Annotated in this window: 14 protein-coding genes; 6 read left to right on the top strand and 8 right to left on the bottom strand. The window is 51.9% G+C overall.

From position 1 onward, the window contains the following. Window positions 1–69: 69 nt before the first annotated feature. Window positions 70–1,290 carry an imidazolonepropionase gene (hutI, locus tag AC3RPL_RS12965; protein WP_490740307.1) on the top strand — a complete coding sequence of 407 codons (1,221 nt, stop codon included), beginning with the start codon at window positions 70–72 and terminating at the stop codon, window positions 1,288–1,290. Further along, the gene (gene hutG, locus AC3RPL_RS12960; protein ID WP_490740306.1) at window positions 1,287–2,066 is read left to right on the top strand and encodes an N-formylglutamate deformylase; all 780 of its coding nucleotides are present in this window, start codon (window positions 1,287–1,289) and stop codon (window positions 2,064–2,066) included. The genes hutI and hutG overlap by 4 nt, the downstream gene beginning before the upstream one ends. Window positions 2,067–2,084: 18 nt before the next feature. On the opposite strand, the gene AC3RPL_RS12955 is transcribed toward hutG, so the two are convergent. Continuing rightward, the gene (locus tag AC3RPL_RS12955) at window positions 2,085–2,612 is read right to left on the bottom strand and encodes a 5' nucleotidase, NT5C type (RefSeq protein ID WP_490740305.1); all 528 of its coding nucleotides are present in this window, start codon (window positions 2,610–2,612) and stop codon (window positions 2,085–2,087) included. Between the two features lie 69 nt (window positions 2,613–2,681). Beyond that, complete coding sequence (locus tag AC3RPL_RS12950; protein WP_490740304.1) at window positions 2,682–3,314, bottom strand: flavin reductase family protein; 633 nt, start codon at window positions 3,312–3,314, stop codon at window positions 2,682–2,684. A 118-nt stretch (window positions 3,315–3,432) separates the two neighbouring features. On the opposite strand from AC3RPL_RS12950, the gene rlmF reads away from it, so the two are divergent. Further along, window positions 3,433–4,326, top strand: coding sequence for a 23S rRNA (adenine(1618)-N(6))-methyltransferase RlmF (gene rlmF, locus AC3RPL_RS12945; RefSeq protein ID WP_490740303.1), 894 nt, complete (start codon window positions 3,433–3,435; stop codon window positions 4,324–4,326). 98 nt (window positions 4,327–4,424) lie between these two features. Here the strand turns inward: rlmF and glnQ are convergent, their stop codons facing one another. The 5 genes from glnQ to rhtA all read right to left on the bottom strand — a co-directional run bounded on the left by glnQ (window position 4,425) and on the right by rhtA (window position 8,742). Then, on the bottom strand, window positions 4,425–5,147 hold the full coding sequence (gene glnQ, locus AC3RPL_RS12940) for a glutamine ABC transporter ATP-binding protein GlnQ (protein ID WP_490740302.1): 723 nt from the start codon (window positions 5,145–5,147) through the stop codon (window positions 4,425–4,427). Then, window positions 5,144–5,803, bottom strand: a complete 660-nt coding sequence (glnP, locus tag AC3RPL_RS12935; RefSeq protein ID WP_490740301.1) for a glutamine ABC transporter permease GlnP — start codon at window positions 5,801–5,803, stop codon at window positions 5,144–5,146. The genes glnQ and glnP overlap by 4 nt, the downstream gene beginning before the upstream one ends. 75 nt (window positions 5,804–5,878) lie before the next feature. Then, the gene (gene glnH, locus AC3RPL_RS12930) at window positions 5,879–6,622 is read right to left on the bottom strand and encodes a glutamine ABC transporter substrate-binding protein GlnH (protein WP_490740300.1); all 744 of its coding nucleotides are present in this window, start codon (window positions 6,620–6,622) and stop codon (window positions 5,879–5,881) included. A 352-nt stretch (window positions 6,623–6,974) separates the two neighbouring features. Beyond that, window positions 6,975–7,478 (bottom strand): DNA starvation/stationary phase protection protein Dps, encoded by a 504-nt coding sequence (gene dps, locus AC3RPL_RS12925; RefSeq protein ID WP_490740299.1) that lies wholly within the window; start codon window positions 7,476–7,478, stop codon window positions 6,975–6,977. A 364-nt stretch (window positions 7,479–7,842) separates the two neighbouring features. Next, window positions 7,843–8,742, bottom strand: coding sequence for a threonine/homoserine exporter RhtA (gene rhtA, locus AC3RPL_RS12920; protein ID WP_490740298.1), 900 nt, complete (start codon window positions 8,740–8,742; stop codon window positions 7,843–7,845). Window positions 8,743–9,103: 361 nt separating this feature from the next. On the opposite strand from rhtA, the gene ompX reads away from it, so the two are divergent. Further along, complete coding sequence (gene ompX / locus AC3RPL_RS12915) at window positions 9,104–9,616, top strand: outer membrane protein OmpX (protein ID WP_490740297.1); 513 nt, start codon at window positions 9,104–9,106, stop codon at window positions 9,614–9,616. A 45-nt stretch (window positions 9,617–9,661) separates the two neighbouring features. Here ompX and AC3RPL_RS12910 read toward each other — a convergent pair whose 3' ends face one another. Further along, entirely contained in the window at window positions 9,662–9,787 is a 126-nt protein-coding gene (locus AC3RPL_RS12910; RefSeq protein ID WP_261641632.1) for a hypothetical protein, read from the bottom strand. A gap of 165 nt (window positions 9,788–9,952) precedes the next feature. Between AC3RPL_RS12910 and mntR the strand changes: the two genes are divergently transcribed. Further along, window positions 9,953–10,405 (top strand): manganese-binding transcriptional regulator MntR, encoded by a 453-nt coding sequence (gene mntR, locus AC3RPL_RS12905; protein WP_034941397.1) that lies wholly within the window; start codon window positions 9,953–9,955, stop codon window positions 10,403–10,405. Window positions 10,406–10,424: 19 nt separating this feature from the next. Beyond that, window positions 10,425–11,540, top strand: coding sequence for an SLC13 family permease (locus AC3RPL_RS12900; protein ID WP_490740296.1), 1,116 nt, complete (start codon window positions 10,425–10,427; stop codon window positions 11,538–11,540). The last annotated feature ends 95 nt before the right edge of the window (window positions 11,541–11,635 follow it).

Genomic DNA, 11,635 nt, shown 5'->3' with positions numbered 1-11,635 from the left:
GTTTCCCGGATAATGTGCTTGTATATACATATACATACTTATAGGTCAGCAGTAAAGCCAGGAGAGACAATGAGCGAAGAACTTCGCTGTGATCACCTGTGGTATGGCGCGGATATTGTCACCATGCAGGGCGGGAAATACAGCATCATCAACGACGGCGCGCTGGCCGTTTCCGGCGATAAGATCGTCTGGACCGGGCCGCGAGAGGGCGCAAAGCAGATTAAAGCCGAAGTCCGTAGCCGTTTTGATGGCGGGATCATCACGCCGGGGCTGGTCGATTGCCACACTCACCTGGTATTTGGCGGCGACCGTAGCGATGAGTTTGAGCAGCGTCTCAATGGCGTGAGTTACAGTGACATTGCGGCACGGGGTGGCGGTATTCTTTCGACAGTCGATGCCACCCGACGCGCCAGTCTGGAGCAACTGGTCAGCAGCGCGGCCTGGCGACTGGAGCATCTGCTGGCAGAGGGCGTGACCACCGTGGAAATTAAATCCGGTTACGGTCTGGATCAGCAGACTGAGCTGCGGATGTTGAGGGCGATCCGTCAGCTGGAACAGCAGGTCCCGGCGCAGCTGCGCGCCACCTGCCTGGCTGCTCACGCCATCCCCCCCGAGTTTCTCCGCGATCCGGACGGCTGGATCACCCTGATTTGTGAGCAGCTGCTGCCGCAGGTGGCGCAACAGCAGCTGGCCGATGCGGTGGATGCATTCTGTGAGCATCTGGCGTTTTCACCGTCACAGGTGGAACGGGTGTTTGACGCCGCCAGGCGTTTGGGACTGCCGGTCAAACTGCATGCTGAACAGCTCTCATCACTCGGCGGCAGTGCGCTGGCGGCGGGATTTAATGCGCTTTCCGCCGATCATCTGGAATACGCCACTGAGAGTGATGTGGCGGCAATGGCAGGCAGCGGTACGGTGGCGGTGTTGCTGCCCGGCGCATTTTATCTGCTGCGCGAACGGCAGCGCCCGCCGATCGAACTGTTTCGCCGCTATGGTGTACCCATGGCGCTGGGCAGTGATGCCAATCCCGGTACGTCTCCTGCGCTGTCGCTCAGGTTAATGCTGAATATGGCCTGTACGTTATTTGGTATGACGCCGGAAGAAGCACTGGCAGGGATCACTCTGCACGGTGCCAGAGCGCTTGGGCTGGCAACGACGCACGGGTCGCTGGAGGTGGGAAAATTTGCCGACTTTGTTCACTGGCCGCTACAACGTCCGGCAGAACTGGCTTACTGGCTTGGAGGGCAGCTGCCCTGTCAGGTGGTGTTCAGGGGAGAAAGAGTGCGATGAAACCGTATGAATTTATCCAGGGAAGATTACCCCTGCTGATCAGTATTCCTCACGCCGGTACGGCGCTGACCGACGAAGTGGCACAGGGGCTGAGTGCAGCTGCGCAGGGCCTGCCGGATACCGACTGGCATTTGCCACAGCTGTACGATTTTGTGTATGAAATGGGTGCCAGCGTGCTGGTGGCAAACTATTCCCGCCTGGTTATCGATTTGAACCGTCCGGCAGACAATGCTGCGCTCTACACCACCGCCACCACCGGGCTTTATCCGGAAACCCTGTTCGATGGCACGCCTACCTTCAGGCCCGCCATGGCTCCGACGGCGGCTCAGCGTCAGGGATATCTGGAAAATATCTGGACACCGTATCATCACAAAATCGGTGAGGAACTCAGGCGCATCAGACAACAGTTTGGCTATGCGCTGCTGTTTGATGCTCACTCTATCGCCTCCGTCATCCCCCGGTTGTTCGACGGCAGGTTGCCGGATCTGAACCTTGGCACCAACGGCGGACTGAGCTGCGATCCGCGTTTCACTGCCAGACTGGAAGATCTGTTAGCCGCCCAGTCAGCGTTCAGCTGGGTGGTGAATGGTCGCTTTAAGGGCGGCCACATCACCCGAGCATGGGGCAGGCCCGCAGAGAATATTCATGCGTTACAACTTGAGCTGGCCCAACTGAACTATATGAATGAACTGCCGCCGTATGCCTGGCAGCAGCAGCATGCCGTCAGATTGCAGCCGGTGCTGAAAAGTGTTATCGACGCCTTGCTCCGGCCCTGACCGGTCTGGTCAGAAGCGTTAGTCTGGCAGCAACAGGCTGGCTATTTCCTGCCAGTTATTCACCCGTTTGTAGCCCGTCACATGCTGGTTATGTGGTGCAGAGTAAAGGATGCCTTCGCCACAAAAATTCTCAAAATTGAAGGCGTTGTCATCAATCATATAGTCGGCACGGATAATACTTTTATCGCCACAGAAAACAATATGGCTGGGTTTAATCGCCGGGAAGTGCTGCTTTAACCACTGAAATTTCGCGTTGAACGAGCTGGGCATTGCCATGGCGGCAGTGGTGATAAACACCTCATAGTGGTGGCTCAGGGCGGCGATCACCTGCTGACTGTCAGCAATCACCTCCAGATCGGCAAAAAAATCGGCATCGCTGAGCAGCAGCATAATCTGTTGCAGGCGTTCCGGTTTTTCCCGGTGCAGGCTGAACAGATTGAGATCCTGGAGGCTGAAGGTGGTGGCGAAATGCTGGTTAACTGTCTGTACCATTTTGGGATGAAAATCGGCAATAACCTCATCCATGTCGATGGCTATTCTTTTCATTGATCGCTCCATGACGGGAAAAAAGAGTGCACATCATAGCAAAAAGCAGCGGCGATGATGGCACCAGGCTCAGGATTTTCGCGCATCGGGGCGGAGCAGATCAAAGCGCAAATCCTCGCTGATACCGTAGTAAGCCGTTGGCCCGCCAGCGCGCAGAATGGGCCGGGCTTTTGCCGTCTGGTAGACGCCATCCTCCAGCAGGCTGCTGTCGATATGTACCGCCACCACTTCTCCCAGTACCAGCCACTGATCCAACTGGTTGCCTGCTGCATCCTGCAACTGAATCAGCTGAGTGAGCCTGCACTCGAAATTCACCGGACTTTCGGCCACCATGCTGACGTTGACCTGTCGAGCGGGCAGGGCGCTGACGCCAGCCAGCACAAACTCATCCTCACCCGGGGGCACCGTTGCGGAGCTTTCGTTCATCGCCACGGCCAGATCGCGCGTTGCCAGGTTCCAGACGAATTCACCCGTCTGGTGGATATTCGCCACGCTGTCTTTCCAGCCCTGGCTGGCAAAACCGATTACCGGCGGCTGATAATTAAAACAGTTAAAAAAACTGTAGGGCGCCAGATTGCGTTCACCCTGGCTGCTTTGTGAACTGATCCAGCCTATCGGGCGGGGGCCAATGATGGCGTTCAGTGGATCGTGTGGCAGACCGTGGCCAAGCCGGGGTTGATAATAGTGGCGGGAACGGGTCATCAGAACTCCCTGGTTGCTATGTTTACCCCTCAGCGTGACGGGGCGGAAATAAGCGACAATGGTTTACGATTGCCGTGGCAGCAGGTATCTTACGCGCCTTCAGACAAGAGATCCGCCCATGAAAAACACCGCCGAAAAGAACCCACTGCATCCCCGCAATCGTCATCGGGGCCGCTATGACTTTGCTGCACTTATCGCCACGCATCCTGCGCTGGCAGAGTTTGTGGCAGTGAATCAGTATGGCGATGAATCGGTGGATTTTGCCAATCCGGCAGCGGTCAGGATGCTGAATCAGGCGCTGTTGCACCATTTTTACCAGATTGCGCACTGGACAATTCCGGCTGGTTTTCTCTGTCCGCCGATACCCGGTCGGGCTGATTATCTGCACTATCTGGCGGATTTACTGGCGGAAGATAACAAAGCCGTGCCACCGCGCAATATTAATGTGCTGGATATTGGCTGCGGGGCCAACTGCATCTATCCGCTGATTGGTCAGTATGAGTATGGCTGGCGTTTCACCGGCAGTGAAGTCAATGAAGAGGCGATGCGATCCGCCAGTGCGATTGTTGCTGCTAATGCAGGTCTGAACCGGACTGTTCCTCTGCGCAGGCAGAAAGATCCCCAGGCAATTTTTAACGGCATCATTCACAAGAATGATTACTATCAGGCGGTGATTTGCAATCCCCCTTTTCACGCCTCTGCCGATGATGCACAGCAGGGCAGCCGCCGTAAGGTGCGCAAACTCGGGCTCGACAGCCGTGCGCCGCTTAATTTTGGCGGTCAGCAGGCTGAACTCTGGTGTGACGGGGGTGAAAAGGCGTTTATCAGCCGGATGATTACCGAAAGCGTTCTTTTTGCCCGTCAGTGCATCTGGTTTACCTCGCTGGTCTCGCGCAAAGAAAACCTGCCTGAAATATGGCGGGCGCTGGAACAGGTAGGTGCCACGGCAGTACGCACGATTAATATGGCCCAGGGGCAGAAGCAAAGTCGCTTTGTCGCCTGGACCTTCTAGGAAAAACCGCAGCGGGAGCGGCTGATGTCCCGCGTTTAATCGGGAAGAAGAGTGACGGGAGCGTGGGCAGCCCGTCAACTTTTCTCACGGTCATTTTCTTACGATACGTGTTGCAAAAACTCACGAAGTCGCGGGCTGGGAGGATTATCAATCAGCTGGTCCGGATGGCCATCTTCAGCAATATGCCCCTTATCGATAAAGATCAGCCTTGAGGCGACTTTTTTCGCAAAGCCGACTTCATGCGTCACAATCACCATTGTCATCCCTTCTTCTGCCAGATCCTGCATGACTTTCAGCACTTCATGGCGTAGCTCCGGGTCCAGCGCCGAGGTCGGCTCGTCAAACAACATCATCTTTGGCCTGACGGCCAGTGCGCGGGCAATCGCCACTCGCTGCTGCTGACCTCCCGATAATTCTGAAGGAAAATGGTGGGCGCGCTCCGCAAGACCGACTTTGCCAAGCAGCTCTCTGGCAAGCTGGTGAGCGGACTCTTTTTTCATCCCGCGCACGCGGATTGGACCAAATGCCACATTATCCAGCGCGCTCATCTGTGGAAAAAGGTGAAATTGCTGGAAAACCATACCGGCTTCCTGACGGATCAGCCGCTCATCGACTTTAGGATCGTTGACCATCAGACCATCGACAATCAGTTCACCGCTGGTTATTTCTTCCAGCTTATTAATGCAGCGTAGCAGGGTGGACTTACTCGAGCCGGACGGGCCAATAATGACCACCACTTCTCCTTTATTGATGGTCAGATCGATATTGTGCAGCACCTGCGTTGCACCAAAGTGTTTTGAGACGTTCTTAAATTCAATCACAGGATTTTCATCCTTCTTTCAATGCGACGCAGAACAAAGCTCAGCACCAGAGTAATTATCAGATAGATAACGGCCACGGCGCTCCAGATTTCCAGCGCGCGAAAATTGCCGGCGATAATTTCCTGCCCCTGTCGGGTCAGCTCAGCAACGCCGATAACGATAAACAGTGAGGTATCTTTGATGCTGACGATCCACTGGTTGCCCAGCGGTGGCAACATACGGCGAAGAGCCAGCGGCATGATGACATAGCGCAGGGTTTCACGGTGCGAAAGGCCCAGCGCCAGCCCGGCTTCGCGAAACCCTCTGTTAACAGAAAGCACCGCACCGCGGGTGATTTCTGCAATATAGGCACCGGAGTTAATGACAATGGTAATCACTGCTGCGCTGAAAGGATCGATTCTCAGGTCACTGAATGCCATCGGCAGGGCGAAGTAAATGAACATTACCTGCACCACGATCGGCGTACCACGAATCAGTTCGATAAATACCAGGGCGATATTACGTGAAGCCCAGCCACCATAAGCGCGGGCAAAACTGGCCAGCAGGCCAATAATCAGGCCGCCTCCTAGGCCCAGTACCGATATCCACAGGGTCAGCCTTGCCCCCTCAAGCAGGGCAGGAATTGAAGGCCAGATAGCACTCCAGTCAAACTGCATTATTCTTTCTCCGGTTCAATAACCCGTACGGGGGGAAAGGCAGACGCGAGTGCCTGTAAAAGTCTGACAAAGAAATTATTCAGGTTCGGTGCCGAACCATTTTTTGTAGAGGGTGTTCCAGGTGCCATTTTCGCGCAGCGTCTTCAGTGCGCTGTTAACCTGTTCGCGCAACGTATCGCTGCCTTTTGGAAAGGCAATACCATATTGCTGTGCTTGAAGTGAGCTGCCGACAGCTTTGAACTGGCCTTTGCCCGCCGTGTGGATAAAGTAGAGGATGTTTGGCGTATCATGCAGAACGGCATCTGCCCGGCCAGTAGCCAGTTCCATGTAAGCATTATCTATGTTAGGAAACTGGCGCAGGTCTTTGGTCCTGATATGTTGTTTGGCGTAGTCCACTGAACCCGTCCCACTCTTCACCGCCACCACTTTACCGTTCAGATCGTCGAGGCTTTTAATCTGATCGTTACTGGCTTTGACCATAACCTGCAGGCCACTTTTATAGTAGCCATCGGAGAAATCAACAGCCTGTTTACGCGCTTCAGTGATGGTAATGCCTGCCATTGCCACATCAATATTGCGCGTTTGTAGGGCGGGAATAATGCCGCTGAAATCCATCGGCTTCAGGGTGTAATCAATGTTCAACTGACTGGCAATGGCATCCCACAGCTCAACGTCAAAGCCGACATATTTGTTGCCCTGCCTGAACTCAAAGGGGACGAAAGCGGTATCCGTTGCCACCACCAGTTTTTGTTCAGCAGCAGAAGAAAAAGCGAACGCCAACGTCAGCGCAGCCAGTGAGAATTTAACAATTGACTTCATTCTGTGTTCCTTATGCGTCAGGCGGAATGCGTACCTGATTAAATGCCAGCATCCATATGAAAAAAAAATATGCCACCTTTACGGAATATATTTAATGCAGAATTTTAAGTCAAATAAGCGACTAAATTCTGTTTTGTTAGTTAATAATACTGTTAATTTTATTTAAAATAGTGTGCAATTTTTATTGCTGTGCAAATAGGATGTAGCCAGACTGGAAATAAATACCAACTTCATGGAGAGAGGAATAGCGGGAAGCGACAGGAAGGAGCGGCATTGGAAAAGAAAAAGGCAGATGAATTATTCATCTGCCCGTTAATTGTTACGCTAACAGGCCGCGAGCGGCCTGTGACAATTATTCAATGTTTGATTCGATAAACCACAGGAATTTATCCAGGTCGCGGGATGCGGCGGTGAAGATATCCGCCGTGTCTTCATCTTCAACTTCACTGATCGCCTTGCGGGTATCGTTAGCAACGACCGCATAACGTTCAGCCAGGGCTTTAAGATGGTCCTGCACAGTATGAATATTTAGTGGGTAGCTCTTCAGCGGCGTTCTGTCGTTAACGATCTGGGTTGTACCCAGCGCCACGCCGCCCAGCTGAACCACACGCTCGGCGATAGTATCCTGATGATCGGTAATAGCAGTACGGAACCCGTCCAGCATTTCATGAACACCAATAAAGTTTGCACCACGCATATTCCAGTGGGCCTGCTTGGTGATCAGCGATAAATCAATAAACTCTGTTACCAGACGATTAAGCACCTCAATGGTGGCTCTTTTTTCATCGTCGGCCACGTTGTTACGGGTGTAAATCAAATCAGAAGATTTCGTTTTAACCAGTTTAGCGGTACTCATCATTAATATCCTCTTAATAGACGTTGACCTTAAAGCTAAGCAATCATTATAGCACCAGTTTTTAACTCTGCCGGAAAGTTAATGCCTATCGGTTAAATTGTATTTTCCTCAGATTATGCCGGGGAAAATAAATGAGGGTTATTCTCTCTCTGAATAATAATGATAAAGATTATCAGTTAAAGTAATTATATAATATATTGATATTATTGATTTTTATTTTTTTATGTGACGCTATTTGTATAAAATTTGTTTACAGTTATTCTCTCAGATAAATGCTATTGCTATGTCATTGGTTTAATTAATAACCCTCATTCGCCGGTAATTCCTTTTTGGCCGGGTCTGCCTGATAAATAAAACGGCGGGATTACTCTCGCCGTTCACTGACTGGGGTAATTTTCGATTTTGCTGGTCGCATGGTCAGCGTTGAACCCACCGATGCCAGCACCACGGCCAGCAGCCCCAGCCACTGCATCATGGTGAGCATTTCACCCAAAAACAACATTCCTGAAAGTGCTGCCATGGCGGGCTCCATGCTCATCAGCGTGCCAAAAATCCTGGCCGGCAGGCGGGTTAATGCCACCATCTCAAGAGAGTAGGGCAGAGCGCTGGACAGGATTGCAATAGCCAGGGCAATGGGTAACAGGGAAAGATTCCAGATCCCACTGCTGGCAAAGGTCAGACCGAGAGGAACAAAAACCAGTGAGGCAATCAAAGACCCCATTGCTACCGTTGCCGGACCGTGCTGCGCGCCTGCCCGCTGTCCACACAAAATATAAATTGCCCAGAATGCACCCGCCAGTACCGCCAGCAGTGCGCCATGCAGGTCAATACTGGTAATATCCTGACCGAGCGGCAACAGAAGCCACAGGCCCAACAGTGCCAGCAGCACCCAGACAAAATCGAGGGGTCTTCGTGAACCAGCCAGCGCCAGCGCCAGTGGCCCGGTAAACTCCAGGGCGACGGCAATGCCCAGCGGAATAGTGCGAAGCGCCAGATAAAAAGAGTAATTCATTCCCCCCAGCGCAAGGCCATACATCAACAGAGGGATGAGCTGTTGACGGGTAAATCGCAGACGCCAGGGTTTGAAAATAATACATAAGATTGCCGTGCCCAGCCCCAGACGAAGGGCGGTAATACCTGGCGCTCCAACCAGTGGGAACAAGGTTTTAGCCAGAGCGGCCCCCCCCTGAATGGAGGTCATGGCGATTAACAAAACCAGAACAGGCAGCCAGAGTGGGGAACGTGAAGAAGATGAAGAAAACATCCTGTAGACCAACCTTTTTTTGTCCATGCAGGGGAGAGTGCTTACAGTGTAACGGACAGCGGAGACAAACCTTCAACATATGACATAAAAAAGTCTGCAACCTGTCAGCGGAAGCCTTTTTTTAGTAAAGAAGCGTCAAAATCAATTAAGAATTAACCGGATGAACATTTTTTTACACAGTGGTTAAAAGCCTGAGGGAACTCTTAAATTATAAGAAAAAAGAATGACATATGAAACTTCATTAACGTCCTGTTACACCAAACTTTGTCTTGGACAACAAAATCGGGGCAGAGTTTCTTTCTGAGTTTTGTTATATTTTCAGGGTTGTCAGGAGATAAGTATTTTCACATTTGAGGTGGTTATGAAAAAAATTGCATGTCTTTCCGCATTAGCTTGTGTGCTGGCTGTAACTGCTGGTTCTGCAATGGCACAAAGCACTGTTTCCGGTGGTTATGCCCAGAGCGATATGCAGGGCAAAATGAATAAAGCCAACGGTTTCAACCTGAAATACCGTTATGAAGACGGTAGCAACCCACTGGGTTGGATTGGTTCATTGACTTACACTGCTAAAAATAACACTGATGCTGGCGTTTACAACAAAGCTCAGTATTACGGTGTGACCGGTGGTCCTGCTTTCCGTCTGAACGACTGGGCAAGCATCTACGGCGTTGTGGGTATCGGTTACGGTAAATTCCAGGCCAATGGCCAGGATCGTAACAAATCTGACTCCAGCGATGTTGGCTTCTCTTACGGCGCAGGTATGCAGTTTAACCCAGGTATCGAAAACGTTGCCCTGGATGTTGGTTACGAGCAAAGCCGCATCCGTAGCGTTGACGTTGGCACCTGGATTGCTGGCGTAGGTTACAGCTTCTAAGTTGTTTCCGCTTTGCCAGCTACGGCTGGCAAAAAAAATCCGCTCTCAGTGGCGGATTTTTTTATGGCTGAATTCTGGCGTATCTGGCCTGGCAGTTAACATTTCCAGTAGCTGGAGCCGCAGAGTAAATGGCGACCGACAAAGCAGCTGCAACAGAAGTGGTTTATTCATGGTGAATTCCTCCGTTCACATTATCCACAGATATAGCACAGGCTATATTTCATAGCCAGTGCTGTTGCGTGAAAATTTGTGCTTCTTTGAGCTTCGTTTACAATGTGGCACTACCAGGTTGATGCGGCTGTGTCTGTGCGTCAGTGATAATAATGAGGAAGCTGAATGAGTCGTCGCGCAAAAACGGCAGTATCCACGCCATTAAAAGATATTGAAGAGCATGTTGAAGGTTTTCGTCAGGTGCGCGAAGCTCACCGCCGTGAACTTATTGATGATTATGTTGAGCTGATTTCCGATTTAATCCGTGAATTTGGGGAAGCGCGTCAGGTGGATATGGCCGCTCGTCTGGGTGTTTCACAACCGACCGTGGCGAAGATGTTGAAAAGGCTGGCTGGTGGTGGGCTTATTGAACAGATCCCCTATCGTGGCGTGTTTCTTACCGCAGAAGGTGAGGCGCTGGCTGAAGAGAGTCGCAAACGCCATCACATTGTCGAAACGTTTCTTCTGGCGTTGGGGATCAGTCCCGACACTGCCCGCAGGGATGCGGAAGGACTGGAACATCACGTGAGTGATGAAACGCTGGCGATTTTCCAGCAATTTTATGAAAGCCGTCAATAATCCCTCTCAGTGAGTCTCTATGACAACCTTGCTCAGGCCGTTTCTGCACGATCGCTTTCTGCATCTGCTGGTGTTGCTTGGTCTGCTGCTGGCCTGCCTGGCACCCTTTTCACTGGCTGAGCTTCCGGCTGCAATAGACTGGCAGACCATGATTACCCTTTGTGGTCTGCTGATGCTGACGAAGGCGATTGAAGCAAGTGGCTACTTTGATGTGCTGGGACGGCGTCTGATACAACGCTTTCGTTATCAGCGATCGCTGGCGCTGTTTTTTGTCGCCGCTGCCGCATTACTTTCCACCTTTCTGACCAACGATGTGGCGCTGTTTATTCTGGTGCCGCTGACCCTGTCGTTGCGGCAGTACTCCGCGCTGCCTCTTTCCCGACTGATTATCTTTGAAGCGCTGGCGGTCAACGCCGGTTCTATGCTGACGCCAATCGGTAATCCGCAAAATATTTTGCTGTGGCGACATGGCGCAATGGATTTCGGCCAGTTTGTCTGGCAAATGCTGCCGCTGGCTTTGGTGCTGATGGCCAGCTTGCTGGTGCTGACGTTTTTTTGCTTTCCCCGCCGCCAGATTGAACGCTCATCCCATCAACAGGAACAGGAGTGGCAGCGCCCGTTGCTGATAACCGCTGTGCTGCTTTATCTGCTGTTTATCGTCCTGCTGGAACTGAACTTTGCCGGTTGGGGACTGGTGGTGGTGTTTGCGGTCTTACTGTTAACCGCCCGTCGTATTTTGTTAACCATTGACTGGAGCCTGCTGGCGGTATTTATCGCCATGTTTATTGATGTGTTCCTGCTGACAAAGATACCGGAACTTCAGCATCTTCTGCATCAGGTAACCCGGTTACCGGCGGGCGGGCATTATCTGGTGGCAGCAGGTCTGTCGCAGGTGATCAGTAACGTTCCCGCGACTATCCTGCTGCTGCACAGCCTGCCCGCCAGCACCTTACTGGCCTGGGCGGTGAATATTGGTGGTTTTGGATTACTTCCCGGATCGCTGGCCAATCTTATTGCCCTGCGGATGGCGGAAGATCGCAGCATCTGGTGGCGTTTTCATCTCTATTCTGTGCCGATGCTGGGCTGGGCCATGCTGGTCGGCTGGGGCCTGCTTTTAGCTTTGAATGCGGCATAGACGCATTATCAGGCTGGCAAGTAAAGAAACGCTGACTTTTGTCATTTTACGTCTTATTGTTATAGCTGCATAAATTTTGCGGGCCTGACAGAGGT

The organism is Erwinia papayae (genome assembly GCF_058241465.1).
This window is presented reverse-complemented; position numbering and strand designations above follow the sequence as displayed.